The 23,204-nt window shown below is 66.5% G+C and carries 24 protein-coding genes; 8 read left to right on the forward strand and 16 right to left on the reverse strand.

Annotated features, from left to right (window positions below; genetic code table 11):
* Positions 1 to 3: 3 nt before the first annotated feature.
* The 9 genes from ACAG24_RS27880 to ACAG24_RS27920 all read right to left on the reverse strand — a co-directional run bounded on the left by ACAG24_RS27880 (position 4) and on the right by ACAG24_RS27920 (position 3,538).
* On the reverse strand, positions 4 to 282 hold the full coding sequence (locus ACAG24_RS27880) for a GlsB/YeaQ/YmgE family stress response membrane protein (protein WP_370475972.1): 279 nt from the start codon (positions 280 to 282) through the stop codon (positions 4 to 6).
* 95 nt (positions 283 to 377) lie between these two features.
* Positions 378 to 614, reverse strand: coding sequence for a microaggregate-binding protein 1 (gene mbp1, locus ACAG24_RS27885; RefSeq protein WP_370475973.1), 237 nt, complete (start codon positions 612 to 614; stop codon positions 378 to 380).
* Positions 615 to 725: 111 nt separating this feature from the next.
* Entirely contained in the window at positions 726 to 1,295 is a 570-nt protein-coding gene (locus ACAG24_RS27890) for an alkaline shock response membrane anchor protein AmaP (RefSeq protein ID WP_370475974.1), read from the reverse strand.
* A 2-nt stretch (positions 1,296 to 1,297) separates the two neighbouring features.
* Positions 1,298 to 1,921, reverse strand: a complete 624-nt coding sequence (locus tag ACAG24_RS27895) for a DUF6286 domain-containing protein (RefSeq protein ID WP_370475975.1) — start codon at positions 1,919 to 1,921, stop codon at positions 1,298 to 1,300.
* Complete coding sequence (locus ACAG24_RS27900; protein WP_370475976.1) at positions 1,918 to 2,298, reverse strand: Asp23/Gls24 family envelope stress response protein; 381 nt, start codon at positions 2,296 to 2,298, stop codon at positions 1,918 to 1,920. Before ACAG24_RS27900 ends, ACAG24_RS27895 begins: the two co-directional genes overlap by 4 nt.
* Positions 2,291 to 2,470 carry a hypothetical protein gene (locus tag ACAG24_RS27905; protein WP_370475977.1) on the reverse strand — a complete coding sequence of 60 codons (180 nt, stop codon included), beginning with the start codon at positions 2,468 to 2,470 and terminating at the stop codon, positions 2,291 to 2,293. Before ACAG24_RS27905 ends, ACAG24_RS27900 begins: the two co-directional genes overlap by 8 nt.
* Before the next feature lie 49 nt (positions 2,471 to 2,519).
* Entirely contained in the window at positions 2,520 to 2,759 is a 240-nt protein-coding gene (locus tag ACAG24_RS27910; protein WP_370475978.1) for a hypothetical protein, read from the reverse strand.
* Positions 2,756 to 3,067: a hypothetical protein gene (locus tag ACAG24_RS27915; RefSeq protein WP_370475979.1), complete on the reverse strand. Its 312-nt coding sequence runs from the start codon at positions 3,065 to 3,067 to the stop codon at positions 2,756 to 2,758. The genes ACAG24_RS27910 and ACAG24_RS27915 overlap by 4 nt, the downstream gene beginning before the upstream one ends.
* On the reverse strand, positions 3,068 to 3,538 hold the full coding sequence (locus ACAG24_RS27920) for an Asp23/Gls24 family envelope stress response protein (RefSeq protein ID WP_370475980.1): 471 nt from the start codon (positions 3,536 to 3,538) through the stop codon (positions 3,068 to 3,070). It abuts the gene before it with no gap.
* A gap of 151 nt (positions 3,539 to 3,689) precedes the next feature.
* Here ACAG24_RS27920 and ACAG24_RS27925 point away from each other — a divergent pair, with 151 nt between their 5' ends.
* The 5 genes from ACAG24_RS27925 (at position 3,690) to ACAG24_RS27945 (ending at position 8,723) form a co-directional block, all read left to right on the forward strand.
* Positions 3,690 to 4,325 (forward strand): RNA polymerase sigma factor, encoded by a 636-nt coding sequence (locus tag ACAG24_RS27925; protein ID WP_370475981.1) that lies wholly within the window; start codon positions 3,690 to 3,692, stop codon positions 4,323 to 4,325.
* Positions 4,313 to 4,795, forward strand: a complete 483-nt coding sequence (locus ACAG24_RS27930) for a hypothetical protein (RefSeq protein WP_370475982.1) — start codon at positions 4,313 to 4,315, stop codon at positions 4,793 to 4,795. Before ACAG24_RS27925 ends, ACAG24_RS27930 begins: the two co-directional genes overlap by 13 nt.
* A 210-nt stretch (positions 4,796 to 5,005) precedes the next feature.
* Positions 5,006 to 5,533 (forward strand): hypothetical protein, encoded by a 528-nt coding sequence (locus tag ACAG24_RS27935; RefSeq protein ID WP_370475983.1) that lies wholly within the window; start codon positions 5,006 to 5,008, stop codon positions 5,531 to 5,533.
* On the forward strand, positions 5,533 to 7,983 hold the full coding sequence (locus ACAG24_RS27940; protein ID WP_370475984.1) for an EspK C-terminal domain-containing protein: 2,451 nt from the start codon (positions 5,533 to 5,535) through the stop codon (positions 7,981 to 7,983). The genes ACAG24_RS27935 and ACAG24_RS27940 overlap by 1 nt, the downstream gene beginning before the upstream one ends.
* On the forward strand, positions 7,980 to 8,723 hold the full coding sequence (locus ACAG24_RS27945; RefSeq protein WP_370475985.1) for a hypothetical protein: 744 nt from the start codon (positions 7,980 to 7,982) through the stop codon (positions 8,721 to 8,723). The genes ACAG24_RS27940 and ACAG24_RS27945 overlap by 4 nt, the downstream gene beginning before the upstream one ends.
* Before the next feature lie 36 nt (positions 8,724 to 8,759).
* On the opposite strand, the gene mobF is transcribed toward ACAG24_RS27945, so the two are convergent.
* From mobF to ACAG24_RS27960, 3 genes are all read right to left on the reverse strand, one after another.
* Positions 8,760 to 13,328 carry a MobF family relaxase gene (mobF, locus tag ACAG24_RS27950; protein WP_370475986.1) on the reverse strand — a complete coding sequence of 1,523 codons (4,569 nt, stop codon included), beginning with the start codon at positions 13,326 to 13,328 and terminating at the stop codon, positions 8,760 to 8,762.
* 187 nt (positions 13,329 to 13,515) lie between these two features.
* A complete protein-coding gene (locus ACAG24_RS27955) occupies positions 13,516 to 16,638 on the reverse strand; it encodes an MMPL/RND family transporter (RefSeq protein ID WP_073683302.1) in 3,123 nt (1,040 codons plus the stop codon).
* Positions 16,639 to 16,968: 330 nt separating this feature from the next.
* Positions 16,969 to 17,604 (reverse strand): TetR/AcrR family transcriptional regulator, encoded by a 636-nt coding sequence (locus tag ACAG24_RS27960; protein ID WP_011856886.1) that lies wholly within the window; start codon positions 17,602 to 17,604, stop codon positions 16,969 to 16,971.
* A 104-nt stretch (positions 17,605 to 17,708) separates the two neighbouring features.
* Between ACAG24_RS27960 and ACAG24_RS27965 the strand changes: the two genes are divergently transcribed.
* A complete protein-coding gene (locus tag ACAG24_RS27965) occupies positions 17,709 to 18,578 on the forward strand; it encodes a metal-dependent hydrolase (protein WP_011856885.1) in 870 nt (289 codons plus the stop codon).
* 133 nt (positions 18,579 to 18,711) lie between these two features.
* Here ACAG24_RS27965 and ACAG24_RS27970 read toward each other — a convergent pair whose 3' ends face one another.
* Genes ACAG24_RS27970 through ACAG24_RS27985 form a run of 4 tightly spaced genes read right to left on the reverse strand, consistent with a single transcriptional unit; the run spans position 18,712 to position 21,484 of the window.
* Positions 18,712 to 19,602, reverse strand: coding sequence for an alpha/beta fold hydrolase (locus tag ACAG24_RS27970; protein ID WP_011856884.1), 891 nt, complete (start codon positions 19,600 to 19,602; stop codon positions 18,712 to 18,714).
* A gap of 58 nt (positions 19,603 to 19,660) precedes the next feature.
* Entirely contained in the window at positions 19,661 to 20,113 is a 453-nt protein-coding gene (locus ACAG24_RS27975) for a PaaI family thioesterase (protein ID WP_011856883.1), read from the reverse strand.
* Positions 20,098 to 20,259, reverse strand: coding sequence for a hypothetical protein (locus tag ACAG24_RS27980; protein ID WP_156442342.1), 162 nt, complete (start codon positions 20,257 to 20,259; stop codon positions 20,098 to 20,100). The genes ACAG24_RS27975 and ACAG24_RS27980 overlap by 16 nt, the downstream gene beginning before the upstream one ends.
* Before the next feature lie 28 nt (positions 20,260 to 20,287).
* Complete coding sequence (locus tag ACAG24_RS27985) at positions 20,288 to 21,484, reverse strand: cytochrome P450 (protein WP_011856882.1); 1,197 nt, start codon at positions 21,482 to 21,484, stop codon at positions 20,288 to 20,290.
* 73 nt (positions 21,485 to 21,557) lie between these two features.
* Here ACAG24_RS27985 and ACAG24_RS27990 point away from each other — a divergent pair, with 73 nt between their 5' ends.
* Together ACAG24_RS27990 and ACAG24_RS27995 are read left to right on the forward strand one after the other, a co-directional pair.
* Positions 21,558 to 22,154 (forward strand): TetR/AcrR family transcriptional regulator, encoded by a 597-nt coding sequence (locus tag ACAG24_RS27990; protein ID WP_011856881.1) that lies wholly within the window; start codon positions 21,558 to 21,560, stop codon positions 22,152 to 22,154.
* The gene (locus ACAG24_RS27995) at positions 22,151 to 23,200 is read left to right on the forward strand and encodes an LLM class flavin-dependent oxidoreductase (RefSeq protein ID WP_011856880.1); all 1,050 of its coding nucleotides are present in this window, start codon (positions 22,151 to 22,153) and stop codon (positions 23,198 to 23,200) included. The genes ACAG24_RS27990 and ACAG24_RS27995 overlap by 4 nt, the downstream gene beginning before the upstream one ends.
* Positions 23,201 to 23,204 lie beyond the last annotated feature (4 nt).

Consider the following 23,204-nt stretch of genomic DNA (forward strand, 5'->3'; position numbering starts at 1 on the left):
GATTTACCGGGTGCGGGTGCCGCGGCGGCCGGTGATGCCGAGGTAGCCGGCGATGAGCAGGACGGCGAAGATGATCCCGACGAGGAACGGGATGATCTTGAAGCCGCCGTTCTGGTTGGAGTAGCCGAGTTTGTAGGACACCCAGGTGCCCAGGAACGATCCGACCGCGCCGAGCACGACGGTCATGATGACGCCGATGTTCTGCTTGCCGGGCATGACGAGTCGGGCGAGAACGCCGACGATGAGTCCGACGACGATGGCGCCGATGATGGTTCCGATCATGAACTACTCCTTAGCGGTGAGTGGTTGAGCGAGGGCCATTGCGATGGTCGAGTGTGCCCGCACCTGACCCCACCGGGGTGGGGTCAGGTCGGGGGTCATTCCGCGGCTTTTTGGCGTGCTTCGTGGGCCTTGGCCTCACCGCGGGCGGCTTCGGCTTCGGCTTCCTTTTTGGCGACGTCGCGCTGGGCGTCGGCCTTGTCCTGCTGGGCTTGGCCTTCTTCTTTGAGGCTGTCGTTGCCGGTGACGGAGCCGATCGCTTCCTTGGCCTTGCCGGTGACTCCTTCGACGACGCCCTTGATGCCCTCGGCGGGTCCGCTGTCGCTGTCAGCCATGGTGGTGTGTTCCCTTCTCGATTTGATGTGGTGGTGAACTCTCCCGCGTGGCTGAGCGGGAAACCTATTGTGGACGTGCTGATTTGAGCCCGTGCGTTTGATGTCAGAGGTTCATGACAGGCGGCGGGGGTTGGGTTTGCGGGTGTTGACGTGCAGTCGTGTTTGAACGGCGATCGCGTCGCCGAGCATGCCGACGGTGGTGGCGGCGACCTCGTCGGCAGCGGCCGCGGCGTGGGCGAGGGTATCGGTTCCGGCGGCGGTGACGTCGAGGTGGATGCTGGGTTTGCCGCGGTCGATGACGGCTTTGCCGCTAGCCGAGCGGATCGCAGGGCGTTCGCGCAGTTCGGCGGCGGCGGCGTCGGCGAGGGAACCGAGGTCGGCCGACAGGCAGCCCTCGGACAGGTTGCTGTCGGCCAGGGTGAGGTCGCCGGCTTTACGGGCAGGCCGGTGGGTGGCCAACCAGCGCAGACCCAGGAGGACCAGGAGGACTCCGGCGGCGGTGACCGCCCACGGCCACCACGCGGTCTGGGCGGCGAAGACCAAGCCGGGGGCGGTGAGGTAGACCGGGGTGCCGTCGATGAGGTGGGTCGTCCAGATCACCATGGCCGCCCCGACGATCAGCAGCAGTAGTCCCAGGATGAGCGCGGCGATGCGGTCGATGAATGTGGCGGTGCCGGTCATGGTCAGGGCCTTTCTACTCGGGTGCGCACCGAGATCCGGGGTGTGGCGGCCAGCGGCGCCAGCGCGGTGCGGACGGCATCGGAGATGGTGTCGGTGGTGACGTCGGGTCCGGTGGTGCGGGCGGTCACCTTCACGGCGCGGCGGGTGGCTGAGGCGTTGGCCTTGGTGACGCCGGGCACGACGCGGGCGGCGGCGGCGGCGAGTTTGGCGGTGTCGGACACGTCGAGGTAGACGCTGGTGCGTCCGGTCACCGGAATGCCCTTGCGGCGGCGCGGTTTGAGCGCCGCGATGATCGACGCGAGGCCGAGGACGGCGAGGATGACACCGACAGGCACCATCCAGCCGTGCGCGGATTGCCCGTCGAACCAGTCGATGGTGGCACGGGTCCAGGAGGGTCCGGTGATCGCGCCGGCGGCGGCGATGCCGTCGCGGATGCCGACCGCGCCGAGGGCGATCAGCAGCAGGGCGGCGATCACGGCGACGTAGTGGGCGGCCGCGGGTGTCAGCGGGGGTGGCGCGGCAGCGGGTGTCTGTGGTGTGGCGGCGGGTTGGCGGGTGCCGTTGTGCAGTACGCCCGGCGCGGGCGGTGCGGTGGGGAGGTGTTCGAGGTGTTCGGGGGCGGTCATTGGACCCGCTTTCGAGTGCTGGCGACATCGGTGGTGACGGCGGCGACGGCCACGTCGACCCCGTCGACCTGCAGCCCGGCCAGATGCGTCAGGGCGAAGGTGACGTTGGCGCGCACAGCCGCGCCGATGGCGCTGAGTTGATAGCTCCAGGGCACCGCGATGTCGACTTTGGCGCGCACGCGGCCAGCGGCGATGCTGACGTGGGTCTTCGGTTTGGTGTTTCCGGTGATCTTGTCCAGGCCGGTGGCGTACGGCCGGACGCCGGCGGTGTCCAGGGCGGCTTTGGCCGCGATCTGTTCGGCGACGCGGTCGTGCACGGTCAGCGCGCCGCGCGCGCCGGGATCATCCCGGTCGACCGGGGCGGGGGTGTCAGCCACGGCCGCGTCCGCGCAACATGGCCGCGAGGTCGAATTCGCCGTCGCGTTGTCCGCCGATGGCGTAGCCGATCGCGCCGAGGATCAGGGCGATCAGGAAGCCGGTGAATCCGCCGGCGGCGGCGGCGACGCCGAGCAGCAGCCCGGCCAGTAAACCCACAGTGGCAGTGGTCATTTCGGAATGGTCCTCTCAGATGGTGCGAATCGGCCGGGGGTGGTGTTGGTCAGAGGGTGATGTAGCGCCGGCCCCGGCGTCGGCGCCGCCACTGGTGCAGTCGGCGGCGCCATCGGGACCGCCGCGACACGCGCACGATCACAGACGGCGCCCCGCCGTGGTGGCGTTGATCGATCGCGGCCAGGGCCGCGATCAGCGCTGCGGCGGATCCGCCGCGGTCGGGGTGATGGCGCCACGCCGCGGCGCGGCGCGCAGCGCCGCGATCTGGTGGCGGCATCGGGTCGGTCACGGTGGCCCGGCGGGGGCCACGTCTTCGACGGTGACGTTCACCGTGGCGCCGGGGTGTAGGGCGGCGACCGTGGCGCGGACCGCCGCGGCGGTGTCGCGCACGGCGACCCCGAACACCACGACCAGGTGCACGTCGACGGTGTGGTCGGTGATCCGGATGCCGGCGATGCGCCGTCCGGGCAGGTAGGTGCCGACCTCGCCGAACATGCCGGGGTGCAACGCGGCGACGCCGGGCACCGCCAGGACCGCGGCGACCAGGCGGTCAGCGGGTTCCTGCGGTACCGGCGACGCCGCACCCCCCAAGGTCACCTACTGCACCCGAGCCGGGCGGGCGCTGTCGGCGGTGTCGTCGTCGCTGTCGTCCTCAACGTGGACGTCGTTGACGGTGATGTTCACCTCGGTGACCTCCAGGCCGGTCATCTTCTCGATCGCGGCGATCACATTGCGCCGGATGCCGCTGGCCAGGTCGGCGATGGCCACGCCGTAGTCGGCGACGATCTCGATGTCGATCGCGGCCTGCTTCTCCCCGACCTCCACCGACACACCCTGGGAGTGGTTGACGGTGGCGCCCGGAATCCGCTCACGCAGTGAACCCACGATGCGCGACGCGCCGCCGCCCAGGTCGTAGACACCGTTGACCTCACGGGCCGAGAGGCCGGCGATCTTGGAGACCACCGTGTCGGCGATCGTGGTCTTGCCCTGGGAGGTAGACAGGGCCGAATCGGTCGCGCTCACCGCGGGGGACTTCGGGGCGGTGGTGGGGGGCTGGCTGCTCGTCACGAGCTGGGTTCCTTTCCTCGTCCTGTTCTGCGTACGTGGGCGTAGACGGGGCCGGTGCCGCGGAGTGCACGCCTCCCGCGAAGATGTGAGGTAGAACACATGTACCCGGGTTACCGGTGGCACGTGAGAGGTTTCATCTCACGATGCCGGTGTGGCTCGATCACCTCGCGCCCGGCGAGGCGCTGAGGAGGAGGTCGCCGCCGCGGTGGACACCTCGCCTCCCGAGAACCATTCCCGCGCGATGCATCTGGGTGACCGGACGCTGGCCGCGGCGGCGGCGTTGGGGGAACGGGCGGCGTTCGAGACGATCGTGCACCGCTACGGCCCGATGTTGTACGGCTACGTGCGGCGGATGGTCGCCGATGAGGCCGCCGTCGATGACGTCGTGCAGGAGACGTTCGTGGCCGCGTGGCGCCGGATCGACCGGTATCGCGGCGAGGCCAGCCTCAAGACGTGGCTGTTCCGGATCTGCGACCGCAAGATCATCGATTCCCACCGGGTGCGCTACGCCGAACCGATCGACGATCGCCTCATCGATCCCATCGACCCGGCCGTGGACTCCGACCCCACCGTGGTGCTGTCCAACACCGAGTTCCTGACCGCTTTGGAGCGCGCTTTGGCGGAGTTGCCGGTCCGCCAGCGGGCCGCCTGGGTGTTGCGCGAGATCGACGGCTTGACGTTCCCCGAGATCGGAATCACCCTGAAACTCAGTTCCGGGGCGGCGCGCGGTCATCATCACCGCGCGCAGGCAACCCTTCGGCAGAGGATGCGACGATGGCAGCGATGAACACCGACGACCCGCTCGGTGTGCTGCTGGCCCGCGCCGGACAGGCGTTGCGGGAGCTGAGCGAACCGGGCTGGGATCGCATCGCCGACACCGTGATCGCCGCGGTACGCAACACCCCCCGGTCCGGCTGGCCGGTAGCCGCCGAGGATCCCAACACCACGACCGATCCACCTGTGCCCGGCTGCATCGCGGTCAGCGATCTCGTCATCCGCGCAGCACTGGCCGCAGCACTGCGCCTCGATCAGATCTGCATCCCGACCGCGGTCGACGTCGCACTCGACGGCACCGACCTCAAGCGCATCAGCGTCGAGATCACCGGCCGCTACGGCAACCGACTCACCGAGGTCGCCGACCACGTCCGCGACGTCACCACCACCATCCTCGACGACCTACTCGGAGTGGCCGCCCTCGGCCATCAGATCGACGTCGCCGTCGTCGACATCGTGCGCGGCAACCCCCTCGCCGAATAACCGCGCCGGATCGATCCCGCGGATCGGACTGGCCACCCGTTAACTAGCTCTAGAAAATCGTGTTATTAACGGTCATTTTAGACACATATCTGGGTTGCCCGTCGAATTGCTCGGTGTTGCCTATAGGTGACATGAGCTGCGCAAATTCGTGTTTCCTGAATGTGGCTGCGGCGGTGGCTTGACGCCTGCCAGCCGGGATACGGTCGTCCTATGACGATGGGGTACCGGCGGCCTCACCGCATGGGGCTGGCCGTCGCTGCGACAGCACTAGGGCTCGCTGTCGGCGCAGCGGTGACCAGCGGCCTGGCCCTGGTCCGCACAGTCGAACCCGCGCAACACACAATCAACGTCGCCGCACCCCCGCCACCCACCTACAGCAGCAGCGAAATCGAGGCCGCTCGGCAAGCTGCCTGCACCGCATGGGATCGAGCGGCGCGGTCAACGGCGTTGGCGAGCAAGTCCAGCGCCGAGGCCTTGGAGCAGAGCTGGACAAGCTCGGAGAGTCTCGCCGCATTGGCCACGGAGAAACGAACTGGTATGGCTGCGGTCTCATATCTGCGCACGCAGCTCTCTGCCGCCACACCAGCTTCGACAGCGATACCGCTGCACGACTGGATGGCGGCCAACATCGACATGTTGCACGCGCTGAACATGCGTCACTGGGACGAGGCCGATCGCGAACAAAAACGCGGCAACGATCTGATAGATGTCATCACGTCCGAATGCGGGTTGCGCTGATGCCGGCCACTGGGGGATCTGCAGGTTCGTATGGGCGGCTGATTGTCACGCCGGACATGGAACCGCCCGATGCCGCGCACTGGGACGCCCAGGAGCAGACCTATCGGGCCGGCGCGACGGCGTGGGACGGCATCCACCAAAAGATCGTCACCGACAACGCGCAGTTTCGCGATGCCGCCGATTCCCAGGGCTTCGACGAGGCGCACCGAGCCGGTGCGGTGTTGGCCGAGGAAGCCAAGACGATCGCCGAATGGCACGACAAGTGCGCCACCAAGTGCGCCGACATCGCCACGGTGCTACGCGATACGCGTGCAGGCCAAGAACAGCTGATCCGCGAGGCCGATCCCAAGATCGCCGCCGCGAAGCTGCCCGGCGAGGCGGAAGCTCTCGTGACCGAGTACCACGGCATTGCCATGTACCGAACCGAAGCAGGCGTGACAGCCGCGATGGCCGCCCACACCTCGTTCAAGAAGAGCAGCGAAAATTCAAGAGCCCTTAGCCTTTTGACGAAGTGGGGCGATGTTCCCACCGGTCCACCAGTCCAGCCCGTCGACCACACGTCGTCCGGTATCGAACAGGACGAAAACCCCTACCGCTACGCCGAAAAGCCGGAAGCCGGGTCCGACGCACCCGAGCCTGTGGCTGACGCACCGACCGATACTGGAGGTACCTCCGTCACGCAGCCTGGGGTCACTCCAGGTGGCAAGGCCGGGCAGGGCCGAACTGCCGTGGGCGATGAGGGACTCGCTGCGTCAGGTCCGGTTACTCAGGCAGCGCCGGGGATGACTCCTGCGCCGCGGCCCGCCGCAGCCTCGCCGCTCGGCGGTGGCGGTGCTCCGTCGATGGGCGGGTTGGGCAGTGGCGGCGGCGGGTTAGGTTCCGGTGGTGGGCTTCCGAAGATGCCCGGTGGTCTGGGAAGCGGTGGTATGCCGGGGGCGGGCTCAAATCCATTGAGTAGCGGTGTGGGTCAAATGCCCGGCGCTGGAAGCGGATTGCCGAGTTCTGGCGGGCTCCCTACGGCATCGAACACTGGGGCCGCGTCGCCGTTGTCGTCGGCGTTTAACCAGGGAGCGGCGGCGACGGCGGGCATGGGCGGCGCAATACCGTCTGCACCGCCTCCAGCCCCGGCGAGTCCGTCCCCGGCTCTATCTACCGGTGGTGGGCACGCAGCACCCCCGGTGTCGGCTGCCCCTGGCGGTGGTGTGTCGCCGGCGCCCGCGCAACCCGGTGCGGTGACCCCGGCCGTCCCTGCTGCTGCGCCTACCGGGGTGACCGGTGGGGGTGCGCCGATGATGCTGCCGCCCGGTTCGATGGGACCGCCAGCAGGTGCCGTTGCGTCGCCTGCGCCGACCGTTCCGGCGGGCACTGTCGGTTCGACGAACGCTCCGGCGGCGTCCGTCGCGCCGTCAGCGAGCGCGGCGGCGGGTCCGACACTGATCCCGGCCAGCGTGGTCGCTGCGGGTCAGACCGCTGCCGCCCAGGAGCGCCGCGAGTCTGCCGACGCTGCGGCGGCTAGGGAGCTGGTCTGGAAGCTGCAGCACGCCGCGTCCCTGGCGGGTAGCCCCATGACGGGGTGGGCAGTCGGGGTGTTCCGTTCCCCGAGCGGCACCGAGACCGTGATCACCTCCAATGACGGCGCCGGTTACATCCCGGCGGGGGTGTTCGTTCCGCGGTCGGTGCGGGTGTTGGCCACTGACCCCCTGGTGGACAACGATTTTCGGCAGTTGTGGTTCGGTTGGGCCGATCCCGCCCAGATCCTCGTCGAGTACGCCCAGCTGCGCGCCCAGTGGGGCTGGCGACTGGTTGCCGCTGCGAGCACGCTTCTGACGCCCGCACTGCGGGACGCGGGGGTTGAGCATCCGCCGGCGTGCACGCGGGAAACCAACCCGTTGCTGCAGCCCGGTGTCCAGGTGCCCGCCCCGGTACTCGATGACATGCACGCGCATCGGCTGGCGGTGCTGTGGCCCGAGATGTACCCGCGGCTGCTGCGCATCATGGACGCCGATCCGATTTATCAGGACCGGATCGTCTCCGCGGTGACCGCGGCGCTGATCTATGCAGCAACGTCGCAGGCCCAGCCTGTCGATGTCCCTGATTCGGTGCGCCACATATGGGAGGTTCGCGGTGGTGACCGAGATCCCACCACGCAGCAGTGGGCCAAGTACAACGAGGAAGCCCAGATCTTCAATGGCACTACTGCCTTGGCCCGGCCCGCGTTCATTACGGGTGGGGCAGGCCATCCCCGCGACTACAGCGAAGCTTTGGCCAACTACCGGGCGCACTGGCTGGTTGCGCGTACCGCCGAACATATCGGCGGCTGGGCTACCCGGCCGCTGCCTCTGCCCGACATGTGTTATGGCGCAGCTGTTTCCGGTGAGGTTGACGTGCCTGACATGATCGTCAGAGCGCTTGTCGGCGTCGAACAGGATTTGGAGTTGGAACGGCAATGACGACCGGGGCGCAGTCCTATATGGACGCGGAGTACCAGGGCGTCGAGCTTGGCTTGCGCCACGCCGACTTAGCGGATTACGTCGCGCTGGCAGCCCAATGGGCACGCGCTTACCGCGCCGCCGTCCCCAATGATCAGCGCACCGACTTCGACGTCGTATATCCGCTGATATCTCATGCAGCCACGTTGGAGTCCGTTCACGCAGAACTGGCCAGGGCGGTATCGGCGCTCACGGACGCGACAGAGGTGTCCGTGACTCGGGGCGCTCCTCGACCAGCAGTTCCAGCGGCAGAAGTACGCATACTGCCACACCTCGATGCTGTTCCCTACCTCATGCGGATGGAGCCGCGCAGTCGTTACCGCGTTACGCATCAGGATCTTTGGCGTAGCTCACTCACCCACGCCAAGGACTACCTGTCGTCGGTGGACGAGATGGACACTCGTGAGCTTGATCTGAAACTGAGCTGGTACGCAGCGGTGGTTCAGAAACTGCTCGATGACGCTTACACGGCAGTGCGCGACGCCTACACCGACGCGGTGGTGGCCATTTACGCCGGCACAGTTCCCAATAGAGTCCTTCCCTACACCATCGCTTCCTGCTTAAAAGACTTGACCAGCCAGGGATTTGACGACGCCAACTGCGGGCCGCTACTTCATAGGTTTGCAGAGTCTTTTCCAAATGCAGTGGCCGAGTGCTTGACCCTGCCCCATAAGTGGCAGGCGGCGCAGCAAAATCACTGACCTGCGCGGGACCCGTTCCCAGCCCCGTGGCGGATTCTAGTCGAGTTCGAGTCCGTATCCCTGGTGTCGGGCTCGGTCTCGTCCGCGGTCGCGACTGGGTGGGTTGGTCAGCAGTCGCCAGCGGTACGCAGCGTGACCGCGGTGGGTCTCTGCGGCTTCCGCCAATGCTGGGTCAGCAATTTCTCCTGTGGTACGGGCGTTTTCAGACCAGGGCAGTGCCATCCCGTCGAGGAGTCGGCGCCCGGGTCCGGGCTGGCCGTTGTCGATGAGGAGGAGTCGGCCGTGGGTGTCGGCCAGGGTGGTGGCCACTGTGGCGAGGTGGGCGGGGTCGGCGGCGGCGGCGTCCTCGACGACTACCAGCGCCGCGCGCGGTGGCCGGCACTCGGTGATCTTGTCGGCAAGCTCGGCGAGGCTGTAGCGGTCGGACTGCGGTGTGGCGGGCACGCGCAGGCAGGGGCGGCCGGCATCGGCGGCGGCCGCTGCGATCGCTTCGGCCAGCTCGGGGGTGTCGTGGTCGGCGGTGAGGGTGGTCACGACATACGGAACGGTTAGCGCGATCGCGACAGGATCAGGCTGCGGTGCCGGGAGGGGCAGCGGGTCGCCGTTGCGGTGGGCGGCGGCCAGGACCTCGACGAGCGCCCGATCGGAAGCGTGCTCGACGGACTGCTGCGGTTCGGGCACGGCGGCGGTGGGGGCCAGCGTCTCAGTGATGCGCCACCAGAGGGCGGCGGCGGGCATCTCGTCGGGGAGTGGTCCTTGGTGTGCGGCGTCGGCGAGTAGTTGGGGAATGTTGTTGGTGGGGGCGGCTTCTGCGAGCTGCGCGGCCAGGGTGGGCCAGTATTCGTCGGCGCGGACGCGGGGGTCGATCGCGTCGATCAGGTCGTGCCACTGTGTGGTGTCGGGCTGGTTGTGTGCGATGGCGTCAATGCCGTGGCGCTGCAGCAGGTCTTGCACGGCGCGGGTGGCCACCGGGTATTGCGGGGCGCCGGTGAGGCGGGTGTCGGCGGCCTCGACGGCGGTGGCGGCCCGGAACACGGCGATCTCGGCGGTCAGGGTGGGGTTGGCATTGGCGGTGATCAGTGGCCGCGCCCAGTGCGGGGCGGTCTCGGTGGTCCAGGAGCGGGCGTGGTCGCGGATTTGGTCGGCCAGGTCGGTGACGAGGTGTTCGCGGCGGTGCAGGTAGTCACCCCAGTGCGGGTTGTCGGCCAGGACGGTGGGGATGGCGGGTAGCCAGCGCAGCGGCCCGCTGACGCGGCCGTCGCCACCGGTGAGGTCGATGCGGTAGTCCAGGACGGCGGCCGCGTCGGCGGCGTCGTCGAGGCCGCCGCGGGCGTAGGCGGCGGTGAGCAGCTCGGCCGGATCGGCGCCGGATAGTGCCCGGATGGCCAGGCGGCGGCGCAGGACCGGCCACGCGGTGCAGGTCGTGAGATCGGGGTGCACGGATTCGGCGAGAGCGTCCAAGCGTGCACGTGCCCCTTCACCGAGTTGGTGTTCGGCGGCGGTGGCGAGGGCGTCGGTGAACATGTCGGCGGCCGCGGCCAGGCGGCGGGCGGGGTCGGCGGCTTGTCGGGCGGCGGTGGTGGCCGAAACCTGGGCACCGTCGCGGGCCACGATCCGGGACAGGACGTCCACGGCAGTGTCGGGGTGGGTGGCTTTCGGGGCGAGGATGCGGTGCGGGTCGGTTTCGGCGGTGGACAGGTAGAGGTGGTTTTCGGCGCGGCCACGGGTCAGCGCGACGTAGAGGTGCTGGCGGGTCAGATGTTCGGCACCGACGACGTGGCAGGCGTGGCCGGCGGTGGAGCCTTGGGCGGCGTCGATGGTGGTCGCGTAGCCCAGCGTCACGTGGTCGGTGACGTAGGCCGCCGGCAGGGTGATCTCGCGGCCGGTGCCACGGTGGCGCACCCTTAGTGCCCCGTCTGCGGCGATGTCGACGATGGTGAAGGTGTAGCCGTTGCGGACGTAATCGGTGCCCGACAGGGGCAGCTGGCGGTTGTTGCGGCGGGTGCGGATGACATCGCCGACGCTGGCGGTCAGGCCATCGGAGAGCGTGGTCTCGCGGCCCGGCGTCGCCTGCGGGTCTGCCTCGAGCAACTTGGCCAGCCGTGCGGTGCGGGCGCGGACGTTGAGGTCGTTGACGATTGCGTTGGTGGGCGCCAGCAGCAGGCTGTCGCGGCCGGCGTCCTGGTCGGCCTGCCAGGCGGTGAAGGCGGCGTCGGCGGAGGTCTGTTCGGTGCCGATGTGGATGCGGCCGGCGTCGAGGTAGAAGCCGATCCCGGCGGGGTCCCCGCCGCGCAACGCGAGGGAGGCGGCGGCTTCGGCGCGGGAGTGAAACCGCACCACCTCCGACAGCGTGAGGGCTCCGGTGTCGGTGGCGATGTCGCGCAGCACCCCGCCAGCGGAGATGGAGGCGAGCTGGGCGTCATCACCGACCAGCCGCACACTCGCGCCGGCGCGGAGGGCGTGGGTGATCAGGGCGTCCAGACCGGGGGTGGAGGCCATGCCGGCCTCGTCGACCACGATGAGGGTGTCGGGGCCAACCTGGGTGAACCAGTCCGGGGTGCCGTAGATCGCGGCGTTGTTCTCATCGGTGCAGTGCACGTACTTGTCGAGAGTGTCAGTGGTGGCGCCGAGGTCTTCGCCGAGGACGATCGCCGCGGCCGCGGTGGGGGCGAGTCCGAGGACGTGTCCGCCGGAGCTGCGCCAGGCGTGCGCCAGGGCGGCCATGGCGGTGGTTTTGCCCGCCCCGGCCGGGGCCAACGCGAGCCCTACGCGGCGGCCGCCGAGGGCCATTTGGGCCACCAGAGCGGCCTGGCCCTCGTTGAGGGGTTTGCCGCGCGCGGCGGCGTCCGCGAGCGCCAACCGCACGTCTGTCGTGGCCGCGACACGGCCATCGAGTTGGTGCGCCGCGGCCAGGATTCGCCGCTCGGCGGTGAGGATGTCAGCGCTGGTGTAGGTCGCGGTGCCGTGGCGGCTGTAGACGCTGGACCCGTCGCGGCGACGCAACGCGACAGGCTCGCCCAGCTCGGCGTCGTCGACGCGGGCATGGGGCACCGAGAACGCCGCAGATAGTGCGGTGGCGGTGAGCCGTTCGACAAGCTGCGACACGTGTGCGACACCTTCGTTGCGCACGACGCGCAGCGCTTCGGCACGCACGTGATGACGCTGCCAGGTCGCCCGCGATTCGGACACCGTGGCGATCAGTGCGCCAGCCTGCGACGCCACCCATTCGTCAGTGATCTCCGGTGTCGTGTGGCCGCGTTCGGCGGTCAGAACGTTGGCCAGCATGCGCTCTACGCCGTCGTGGCCCAGGACCTCGACGGCTTGGTGGCGCCAGGTGTCGCGCTGTTCGGCCAGCGAGCGCGGTTCGTGCTTGGCTTCGCGCGATTCCAACGTCGCTTGTTGGGCCAACGCGAGGGACTCGATGGTGGTCGGTTCGCGGCCGTGATCGTGCTGAAACTCCTTGGCCAACTCGGCGGTGCGGGCCTTGATCGCCGTGCGCCGGCTCGACCAGCGCGTCATCAATTCCGTGGACATGCCGACGATCTCGCGCACGGGTCGCTTCCCGCGTCCCCGGGAGGTCTCGGCGAAATCCACACCGAGGCGGTCGATGGTGTGGGCTTCCATGCGGGTGTTGTACATCTCCGAGGCCGCCACGATGACCCGGTGCAGGGGTTGGCCATCCAAAGCGAGCCAGCGGCGCACCCCATTGTGGTCGAGGTAAGACACCTTGTTCGAGATCGCGACATGGGTATGCAGATCGGGGTCCCCGGCACGCGAATCGCGATGGGTGAACACCGCGGCAATGAGCCCTTCGGTGTCGACCTGAGCGACACCGTTGGTGCCCGTTCGAGTGAAGGCGGCGTTGTCTTGCAGCCACTCCAACACGTCGGCCACCGCGGCCTCGTGCGCAGCCTCGATCTGCTCAGAAATCTCCGGTGGGGCGATCGCCCATAACGCCGAAATCGACTTCACCGGAGAGAACGTCAAGTCGTAGCCGGCCACCGCGGTCGTGCGGGCACGGGTGGCGCGTGCGATGAACCCAGACAGCTCCCGCGCATCGGCTGGTGCGCGGTCGAAGTGCTCGGCGAACATCTCGGTGGCGACGCGGGTACGGATGCCTGCCCGCACGTCATCATCGATGGTCGCCGTGCCCGGTAGCCCGGCGGCGATGTTGTGCGCGCGGAACGCTTTCCCGACACGACGGGTGAACTCCGAGGACTCCTCACGCACCGCGTACTGGCGGCCAAGTTTCGTCGCCGCAGTCGCGGGTTGCACGCGCAATCGGGGAGACAGATGGTTGTAAATCTCGTCGGCGTTGGGATGCCAGCCCAGCCCAAACAGGGCCTTCATTTGAGCCTCAGTGACCACCGATCCGCCTTCGACGGTCCACACCTTTTGGCGCACCTCGTCGCTGACTTCACGCGCGCCGGTGTCGGCCAACGCGGCCAGACCGCGACCGGTCCAACGGCCCGGTGATTCGCCCTTGGCCGAGTAGTAATCAGCCAGGGCGGAGCGACCGCGTTCGGTGCTGTCGGCGGCCGCGACTTGCCGCACCAGGTACACATATCCGTCCCCGGCGGTCAGCTTGTGCAGCGTCATCACCATGACGCACACACCGGCATCCGCATGGCCTGGACAGTACGAAGTTTCCTGCGGAAAGTTCCACGACCATCCCGGGGGTTCTTAGAAAAGTCTTAGATTCGAGGTACCGGCGCAGGGGTCGTATTCATTCGGGGTGAATACGCCTTCACGCTGGTCGGCATGTAGCGCCGGGTATTGCTCTGTTCGCTTTTCACCTCTCCTGGACCAGCACGTGAGGTGCGTCCTTAATGCCTCCTGGGTTGGTCTGACCGGGTCGCGGGTTTGTTGCTTTGGTGGGCCACCAGCTGGCTTCGCGTAGGAGTGTGGCGATGGCGGGCACGGTGAGGGTGCGCACGAGGAAGGTGTCGAGCAGCAGCCCGAAGCCGATGATGAGGCCGGCTTGGATCATGATGGCGACTGAGCCGACCATGAGGCCGAACATGCTGGCGGCGAATATGAGGCCAGCGGAGGTGATGACGGCTCCGGTGTTTGCCACGGTGCGCAGGACGCCGACGCGGATGTTGGTTCCGGATTCTTCGCGGAGCCGTGAGACGAGCAGCATGTTGTAGTCGGCGCCGACGGCGACGAGGATGATGAACGCCAGCAGCGGTACGGGCCAGGCGATTTCGTGGCCCAGTCCCCATTGGAAGACTACGACGCCGATGCCGAGTGATGCGAGGTAGTTGAGCACGACGGTGCCTAGTAGGTAGAGCGGTGCTAGGAGTGCGCGCAGTAGTAGGACCAGGATGACGCCGACGATGATGATGGTGGCGATGGCTAGTTGTGCGAAGTCGGCCCAGAGGAGTCGTTGGATATCGGAGTTGACGGCGGGGAAGCCGGCTACGGACACGGTGGCGTCGGCGAGTGACGTGTTGGGTCGTGCGGTGTTGGCGGTGTCGGTGATGCGGCTGGCGAGGTCCATGGCTTCAACGCTGTATGGGTCGTGGCTGCTTTCGATCATGAACCGCGCTGTTTTGCCGTCCGGTGAGAGGAATTGTTCGGCGACGTCGGTGAATTGCCGGTTCTCGAATGCGTTGGCGGGCAGGTAGAAACCGCTCGAGGAGTCGGAGTCGGCCGCTGCGCGCGAGGAGTTCTGTAGTTGGGTGGCGATCTGGCTCATGCCGGACAGCATTTCGATGTTGCTGTCGGCGAGGGTGCGGACGCCGGTGGCGAGTGCTTGGGCGCCGGAGGTCAGCTGTCCGATTCCGTCCTGCAATCGGCGGAGATTTGTGGTCAGGTCGGCGGGGTCACCCAGGGCTCCGAATGCCTTGTCCAGTGAGGCGACTGCGTTCTGGACGTTGGCGAGGGTGCCACCAACGGTGGCATTGGTGGCGGGATCGTAGCGGTCCCCGAGGTCGGCGATTTGGTTGAAGAATCCGTTGTCGCGCAGAGTGACCAGGATCTGGACCTGGTTGCGGATTTGGGCGCATTGTGGGGTGGTGGCGCACCAGGGTGAGGTGTTGAGGGCGCCGACGAGTGGGTCGAGTTGAGTGATTGCGTTTTGGGCTTGGTTGGCCAGCGGTCGTAGTCCTGGGCCGGATTGGATGGCTTGGTCGACGGCGGGGGCAGTGGCGGAAAGTTGTTGCAGCAGCGGCCGGAATTGGTTGACCTGAGTTCCTGCGGATTGGGCTTGGGTGAGGATTCCGGCTAGTGGTGTGAAGGCGGTGCGCACGGTGCTGTCGAGTTGGGCGAGGCCGTCGGCGAGCTGGTCGGCGCCGTCGGTGAGTTTGGTGAGGTCGTCTTTGCGGGAGTTGCCCTCGGCGACGGCGCCGGCCATTTTGTCGCCGATCTGGCCGTTCTGCCAGGCCAGTTCTGCTTGGTCGAGGCGCTCTCCGGTGGGGCGGGTGACTCCGGAAACCTTGGTGACGCCGGGGATCTGGGAGACGCGGGAGGCCATCTCGTCAAGATCGGCCAGTCCTTTGCCGGTCCGCATGTCGGTCGGATTTTCCACGACGAGGAATTCGCTGATGACGACGTCTTTGCGGAAGTGGCGGTCCAGCAGGTGGTAGCCCAGGTTGCTGGCCGTGGTGTCTGGTTGGCCCTTGCGGTCGTCGTAGCTGATTTTGATGGTTGCTGCCGCTGCCGACAGGGCGAGCAAGATGACCAGGCTGACGATGAGTAGTGGCACGGGACGGCGGACCACGGCGACGGCGACGCTGTTCCAGTAGCGGCGGGTGCGATCGGGTTTGGGTTCACCGATGCCGCGTTTGGCGGCTAGCGACAGCACCGGTGGCAGCAGGGTTACGGTGGCCAGAAATCCGAACAGTACGGCGATGGCACACGCGGGGCCAAGGGCGGCGAAGACGCTGAGCCGCGCGAAGACCATGGCCAGGAACGCGAGTGCGACGGTGGCGGCGGAGGCGAGGATGACGCGCCCGATGCTGGCGGTGGCGTGGATGACGGCCTGATCGGCGGGTACTTGGGCGCGGCGCTGTTCGTGGTATCGGCTGATCAGAAATACGGTGTAGTCGGTTCCCGCGCCGAGCAGGATCGCAGTCATGAAGGCGACGGTGAACTGGGAGACGGGCATGCCCATCTCGCCGAGGGCGGACAGCACGCCGCGCCCGACTGCCAGGCTCAACCCGATTACTAGCAGCGGTAACAGCGCGGTGAACACCGACCGGTAGACGATCAGCAGGATCAGGGCGATCACGCCCGCGGTAGCGATTGAGATCAGCAGCAGGTCGTGCTCGGCGGATGCGATCATGTCGCTGAAGGTTGCCGGTGGTCCCGTCACTTGCACAGTCGTGGTCGAGCCGGTGAAGACCTCGGCGGCGATGTTGCGCACCGCGTTTACCGATTCGGCGGCCGTGGGGTCTCCGAGGGTGCCGGTGACACCTACGGGCAGGTACCAAGCTTTGCGGTCGGCGCTGACTGCCTGGGCTTCGGTAATCGGATCGGACAGTAGGTCCTGCACCAGCAGGACGTGGTTGCCTTCGCCCTGCAACCGGCGCACGAGTTCGCCGTAGCGCTGCCGTGCAGTCGGAGTCAAGCCATTGGGGTCTTCCATGGCGACGAACACCATGGTTTTTGAGCCTTCTTCGCCGAAAGCGGCGCTCATGCGGTCAACCGTCTGCAAGGACGGCGCATCGCGAGGGATGAGGTCCACCGACTGTTGGCGCACCACGGTTTCTAGCTGGGGGAACAGCAACGCGAGGACGACCGCGGCGCCTAGCCATACCCCGATGACCAGCGCTTTGTGGCGGAGGGTGAATCGGGCTAGCGCTGCCAACCGTTCGCTGTACTCGCGGGTTTCGGCCGGGTTGGGGGATCCGTTGTCCCGCTGGCCACGGCGCGTGGCCTGGCCTGGGGAATCTGCAGTGCCGTCGGTCACTGGGCCTCCACTAGTAGCGAATCGTAGCGATACTATCGGTATCGCTACGCTACCGCATGTAGTGCAAGTGGTGGCGGGGCCGTCGTCGCCAGGCCGCGCAAAGCGCGCGGCTGGCGAAGGGGCCGGCGACCGCTATCGAGTCGGGACCGGGCCGACGGTCGCAGTGGGCAGAGGAATGATCGAACACTCAGTGGGTTTCTGGAAGCCAGGGCTGACGCTGTAAGTCGACGACACTGGCCTTGGATGCCGTTCAGGGTCTTGCTGTTGCTGTTCTCGGACGTTGGTCGTCGGGCGCACGCACGGCCACATCGCGTAGCGGGGCCGCTAGCTCTAGGTTTGCGCTTCGGTTGTGGCCGACTGGCCCGTGTTCTGCAGCAGCACGTAATTGCCTAGGCTGCCCAGGAAACCTGCGCAGTGCTGAACGAGTTCATCTGTGGTGAATTCCAGTTCTCCGTCGAGTCGGCGGCGCAAGACTTCGAATAGCCCTCCCACGCCCAAGGTCGAAGCCAAATGGGCAACCCCCACGGCAGAGTCGGCGATGTCGAGGTGAAGTCTGGCTTCGCGCAAGACAAGGTCGGTGAAACCTGCCATTAGTTCGCTGCGTAGCTCTCGGAGCAGCGGCTCGGTTGCAGATTCCACGAACAGGATCCGACCCAGCCGCGGGTCGTTGTCGATCATGCCGACCAGCCTGCGGATTGGCGCGTACGCCAATACCTCCGGTGGCTCGCCGGCATCGGGGATCGCGTCGACTATCACCTCCTGGAAGGTGGCATAGAGCTGCTGGTAGACAGCCCGCAGGAGTGCGTCTCGGTCGGAGAAGTGCTGGTAGAAGTACCGTGACGTGACACCCGATTCAGCGCAGACGGCAGTCACAGTGGCGGCGGCAACGCCGCGCGTGCCGATCAACTCCGTTGCGGCCTCGATGAGACGGGTGCGCCGGTTCCGGTGACGCTCCTCGGCGGACATTCCGCTATACACCCGCGCCGAAACCACGTGGATAGCTTGCCATCTAATTCTGACAAGGCTTAGAGTCAGATTGACAGCGCGTCCTTGGCGAATGGGAGAACAACATGAGCGACGATTCGTCCACACGGCCCACCGCACGGGTCGTCCCGAAGCCCCGCCGTGTTCGATTCGATATGCCTGCTGGGACCAGTCGGCAGCACTTCGTTGATGGCGACTTGGTGATGAGCCACTTTGTGTCCACCTTGTCGGCCACGTTCCCCGAAGGCGAAGACTTCTTTATCCGGTCAGTCCGCGAGTACCGGGACCACATCAGCGACGCTGACCTCAAGGAGGCGGTCAAGGGGTTTATCGCACAAGAGGCCACCCACCGACACCAGCATCGGCTGCTCAACGATCGGCTTCAAGCAATGGGCTATCCCACCGAGGGGATCGATCGGCATGTCAAGAAGCTGGTTGGCCGACTTGAGAAGCGTTTTTCTCCCAAGATGCGCCTGGCTGTGACGGCCGCCCTCGAGCACTACACGGCGACATTCGCCGAGATCATTCTCACCAGCGACGAAGCTCAAGAACTGATCGGCGACACCGAAGTGCGGCCTATTCTGCTCTGGCACGCACTGGAAGAATGCGAGCATAAGGCCGTTGCTTTCGATGTCTACGAGACGGTCGGTGGAAGCGAACGCACCAGGGTCTGGGGGATGCGGATCGCCAGCCTCCTCTTGTTCAGCGAGTTGGTCATCCAGACCACCCGCTCTCTGGCTGGTGACCGTTCCGCCTACAACCCGGTGCGCTTGCTGCGCAGCCTTCGAGCCTTCCGTCATAACCCGCTATTCAGCCCAGCAGCAATTGCGCGCTTTCGCTCCTACACCCGCGCCGGATTTCATCCCGACGACTGGGACAGCGCAGAAATCCTCGAACGCTGGACCAAGGAACTCTTCGACGCCGATGGTGGCCAGCAAGTGCGTAGTGGCGTCTAGCTCGACCAGAGCCCGGCACAGTTCAAAGTCGGCCTTAACCGAAGAACACTTCATGGGCTCCGCTTCGCGCGCTGTGAAGTCAAGATCGGTTCTGACTACTGGCCGATCGATGGTGCTCGACCAACGTCGCGACCTACAGGAGGTTCCGGCCGAGGAACTCGGTGACGGCGCAGCCGAAGGCGTCGTTGTCGTCGCCGGCGATCATGTGTCCGGTGCCGGATACGTCGACGGTCTCGGCGTGGGGAACCAGTTGCTTGAACTCGTCGACGGTGGCTTGGGAGACCACGTCGGACAAGAGGCCCCTTACGAGAAGTGTTGGGGCATTGACCCGTCGGGCTCCGTCGATCAGCAGGTGGCTGATTGCGTCGAATTGCTCCGTTCCCGTGGTCGATTCGTCGCGGAGAAAGTCGAAGTTGGAGTGAATGAATGCCGGGTCCCACCGCCAGATCCAGCGGCCGTCGTGACGCTGCCGTAGCACCTTGCGCAGGCCGTCGACGTTGGCCGGGCGCGAGCGATGGGGGTTGTACGCGGCGATCACCTCTGCGGCGTCAGAGAGGGTGCTAAAGCCATCGGGATGTGCGGCCATGAACGTCACCACGCGACGGGCGCCCTGGAATTCAAGTCGCGGGGTGACGTCGACCAGGACGACCGCCGCCCACGACGCCCCGGATGTCAACAGATGCGTGCCGAGCACGGTCATGCCCCCAAGGGATGCACCTACGACCGCAGGGGCGGTATAGGCGCTGAAGTGCTCGCGCACGGCGAGAAGATCGGTCGCGAGTCGCTCGATGTCGTACCTGCCGGCTGGGTCCCAGTCGCTGTCGCCGTGACCGCGGGTGTCGTAGGCGACGACTGTGTATCCGCATGCGTGGAGGCGACGCGCTGAAGTGCTCCACGCGTGCCGGTTCTGGCCGCCGCCGTGCAGGAGCAGCACGACGGGACGGGCGTCATCGTGGCCGTAGCAGTCCGCAGCCAGGGCGATCCCGTCCTGGGTTCGGACCCGATGCTGCACGGCGGAGGTCATGACACCTTCCTGGCGAGATCGTCGTCCGCCCGAAGCGTGGGCCCGGCAGCAAGCGCCTTCATAGTGCGTTGCCCGCGGCGTTCACGATCGTGACCGTGCCCTGGGCTACGCAGACGGCTTTGTCGCCGTTGCTAATGTCGATGCGCGCCACTCCACTGCGCTTGCCCAGCGACACGATGTCGGTGACGGCGACACACACACCGGTGGACACGGGTCGCAGCAGGTTTAGCTTGAATTCGGTGGTGGCGACCCATGATCCGGCCGGAATGACGGGGTAGAACACGACTCCGAGACAGTGGTCGACCATCGCCGATAGACATCCGCCGTGCAGGGTGCCGAAGGGTGTGAGCAGTTCGGCACGGGTTTCCATCTCTGCCACCAGCCGACCGGCGGCGAGTTCGGTGTGCCGAAAGCTCAGAAACCTCGACAGTCCACCTGCTGTGTTCGGCGATCTGAGCAGCTGGTCGGCGATCTGCTCATCGAAGTGCGCGAATGTCACTGCCACCACCATGCCCCTTTCTCCTGTCCGGTCATGGGTCGATCACCGTTCGAGCCCGCGAATCGTTTGAGCATGTCGCCGAATGCGCCGAGGTCGCCGTGCGCGGCGGAGTGCTCGATATCGACGGCGATGAAGAACCTGGCCGCGCGGTGATGCACACGACGCGTCGTCGAGGAGGGGCACGGGCTAGACCGGTGTGGTCCAAGTGATGGGCAGCGATGTGTAGCCGCGGATCGGTCCGGACCGCAGCCGCCGCGCCGATTCAAGATCGACCTCCCAGTCGGGCACCTTGTCCAACAGAGCATCCAGAGCGATGCGGGCCTCCATCCGCGCCAGTGCCGCGCCCAGACAGAAGTGGATGCCGCGACCGAAGGCGACCTGGTGCTCACTGGTGCGCTCGATGTCGAACACGTCAGGATCGGGGAAGGCGCGCTCGTCGCGGTTGGCCGACCCGAACAGCAGCAGCACCTTCTCACCTTGACGCATGGTCGTGTCGTGCAGTGTGACGTCGCGGGTCAGGGTTCGTGAAAGTCCCTGTGCCGGTGAGTCGTAGCGCAGCAACTCCTCAACTGCCGGCCCCAATAGTGTTCGATCGGCGGCCAGGCGTCGGCGGGTCTGCCGATGCTGGGCCAGCACGACCGCGGAGTTCCCCAGCAGATTGGTGGTGGTCTCGTAGCCCGCGACGAGCAGCAGCGCGCAGAAGCCGAGGACTTCCTCGTCGGTCAGTCTGATCCCGTCGACTGTGGCGTTCGCCAACGCCGACATCATGTCCTCGCGGGGGGTTTGGCGGCGGTCGGCGAGGAAGTCGGTGAAGTAGGCGTAGATCGAGGTGGCGGCGGTCAGTGCGTCGGTGGTTTGTCCGTGGTTGACGTCGACCTGGACCAGTTGGCTCGACCACAATCGGAACTGATCACGATCGGTGGCGGGAATGCCCAGTAGATCGGCGATCACCGCGGCGGGCAGGATCGCGGCGAAGTCGGTCACGAAGTCCGCCGAACCAGAGCCCTCGTCGAGGCGCTCGAACAACTCCGCGGCCATCTGTGTGATGGCGCCCTGCAGCCCGGCCACCCGCCGGGGAGTGAACGCCCGGCTCACCAGGGCACGCAACTGGTCGTGGCGCGGAGGGTCCATCACGATCATCATCGGCAGGAACGAGCCGATGAAGTCCGATCCCGGTGGGGTGGGGAAGATGCCGTCCACCGAGGAGTACGTGCCGTGATCCAGTGCTGCGGCCTGGACGTCGGCGTGCCGGCTCAACACCCAGGTATGGGATTCCTCGGCGCGGTACACCGGAGCCGTGTCACGCAACGACCGATACGTCGGATAGGGGTCGTTGAGAATCGAGGCGTCGAACGGGTCGTAACGAATTTGCACCGAGACCACCAAGACCTCCGACCACCAAAGTAACGACGGTTTAGACTCGCAGTCTAAACCGGCCGAACGGGACAGGGGGGCAATGCGCAAGATTCCACGTCAGATCTCTGACCGGCTTCCCGCCGCGGCGGACTTGTTCGCCGAGAAGGGGCTCAACGACTCCAAGATCGAAGACGTCGCCGCGGTGACCGGTGTGCCGAAAGCGACGCTGTACTACTACTTCGCCGGTAAAGAGGACATCCTTGCTTTCCTGCTCGAAGACCTCCTCAAGGACATCTTCGATGCTGTGACCGCGATCGTGCACACCGGCGGCACCGGTGCCGAACGCCTCGAACTCGTGATCCGCGCACAACTGCGGGCAATGGCGCAGCGGCCAGCGGTATGCCGTGCACTCATCGGCGAATTGGGACGAGCGGCCCGCATGCCGGCTATCGCCGAGATGATCAATACCGCCTACCAACAACCCGTCGAAACCCTGCTCATCGAAGGGGCCCGCGACGGATCCCTCGTCGCTCAGCCCGATGCGCGATCGACGTCGATTGCGCTGTTCGGCGCGGTCACCATCAATGCACTCATGTACCTGGTCACCGATAACCACCTCGACGAGACGGTGGTCGCCAGCACCCTCAGCGCCGTCATGTTCGACGGGCTGCGCCCGCGCACAGGAGACCAGTCATGAGCACCTACGGCCTGTCGGTTCTCGGCGCGGATCTGAAGTCACTGGCCCAGACCGCCCAGGCCGCTGATGCGGCCGGGTTCGACGCCGTATGGGCCTCGGAGTTCTATTCTCGGTCCGGATCGATCTCCATGGCCGCGATGGCCAACAGCACCCAGAACTGTCGGATCGGTTCCTCCATTCTCTACGGCGTCGGCCGAAGCCCCCTGGTGCTGGCCACCGAGGCGCGCGACCTCGACGAACTCTCCAACGGACGACTGGTACTCGGCATCGGCAACGGCACCAAACGGATGATGGGCGACTGGCACGGCGTGCCCGACACCTCCGCACCCGCCCTGCGGATGGAAGAACTCGTGATGCTGCTGCGCCGGATATGGAACCTGCATGAAGGCCCGATCCATCACGAGGGCCGTTTCTACAGAATGAATCTCACCCCGACCGGCGACGTGGGACCCTCCAGCAGGCCGATCCCGATCGTCACTGCCGGTGTCCGGCCCCGGATGTGCGAGGCGGCCGGGCGGGTGGCCGACGGCCTAGCCGGACATCCGCTGTTCACAACCACCTACGTCGAAGAGGTCGTCCGGCCCGCTATCGCCAGGGGCGCCGCGCACACCGGCCGCGACCCCAATGACGTGGAAATCATTTCCATGGTGATGTGCGCCATCCACGACGACGCCGAGGTCGCCAGGCGCGAACTGGCGCAGCAGATTGCGTTCTACTCCTCGGTCAAATCCTACGAGACGGTACTCGATGTGAACGGCTTCGCCAGCGAAGGCCGAGCCATCCGGCAAGCATTCGCCCAGCGCGATTTCCCGGCGATGTTCGCCGCTGTGTCCGAGGAGATGATCGACGCCATGGGTGTCGCCGGGACGGCGCACGAGGTCCGTGAACAATTGAGACGGTACAACGGCGTCCTCGACCACATCATGCTGTATTCACCATCGGTCGGCATCACTGCCGAACGCGTGCAACAAAACCTCGACAGCATCATCCGGGAATGCTCGCCCGCCTCGATGTCGCCAGGGCGGTCCTGTCCACGTTCAACCTGATCCA

Origin of the sequence: Mycobacterium bulgaricum (assembly GCF_041287165.2) — a bacterium.
In the GTDB taxonomy this organism is placed as follows: Bacteria; Actinomycetota; Actinomycetes; order Mycobacteriales; family Mycobacteriaceae; genus Mycobacterium; species Mycobacterium bulgaricum.

Coding starts and splice junctions, on each gene's coding strand:
- ACAG24_RS27990 (WP_011856881.1), top strand. CDS start 21,558: ATGCGCAAGATTCCACGTCAGATCTCTGACCGGCTTCCCGCCGCGGCG.
- ACAG24_RS27965 (WP_011856885.1), top strand. CDS start 17,709: ATGAGCGACGATTCGTCCACACGGCCCACCGCACGGGTCGTCCCGAAG.
- ACAG24_RS27890 (WP_370475974.1), bottom strand. CDS start 1,295: ATGACCGGCACCGCCACATTCATCGACCGCATCGCCGCGCTCATCCTG.
- ACAG24_RS27975 (WP_011856883.1), bottom strand. CDS start 20,113: ATGGTGGTGGCAGTGACATTCGCGCACTTCGATGAGCAGATCGCCGAC.
- mbp1 (WP_370475973.1), bottom strand. CDS start 614: ATGGCTGACAGCGACAGCGGACCCGCCGAGGGCATCAAGGGCGTCGTC.
- ACAG24_RS27995 (WP_011856880.1), top strand. CDS start 22,151: ATGAGCACCTACGGCCTGTCGGTTCTCGGCGCGGATCTGAAGTCACTG.
- mobF (WP_370475986.1), bottom strand. CDS start 13,328: ATGGTGATGACGCTGCACAAGCTGACCGCCGGGGACGGATATGTGTAC.
- ACAG24_RS27940 (WP_370475984.1), top strand. CDS start 5,533: ATGCCGGCCACTGGGGGATCTGCAGGTTCGTATGGGCGGCTGATTGTC.
- ACAG24_RS27935 (WP_370475983.1), top strand. CDS start 5,006: ATGACGATGGGGTACCGGCGGCCTCACCGCATGGGGCTGGCCGTCGCT.
- ACAG24_RS27970 (WP_011856884.1), bottom strand. CDS start 19,602: ATGACCTCCGCCGTGCAGCATCGGGTCCGAACCCAGGACGGGATCGCC.
- ACAG24_RS27930 (WP_370475982.1), top strand. CDS start 4,313: ATGGCAGCGATGAACACCGACGACCCGCTCGGTGTGCTGCTGGCCCGC.
- ACAG24_RS27895 (WP_370475975.1), bottom strand. CDS start 1,921: ATGACCGCCCCCGAACACCTCGAACACCTCCCCACCGCACCGCCCGCG.
- ACAG24_RS27945 (WP_370475985.1), top strand. CDS start 7,980: ATGACGACCGGGGCGCAGTCCTATATGGACGCGGAGTACCAGGGCGTC.
- ACAG24_RS27905 (WP_370475977.1), bottom strand. CDS start 2,470: ATGACCACTGCCACTGTGGGTTTACTGGCCGGGCTGCTGCTCGGCGTC.
- ACAG24_RS27880 (WP_370475972.1), bottom strand. CDS start 282: ATGATCGGAACCATCATCGGCGCCATCGTCGTCGGACTCATCGTCGGC.
- ACAG24_RS27960 (WP_011856886.1), bottom strand. CDS start 17,604: ATGTCCGCCGAGGAGCGTCACCGGAACCGGCGCACCCGTCTCATCGAG.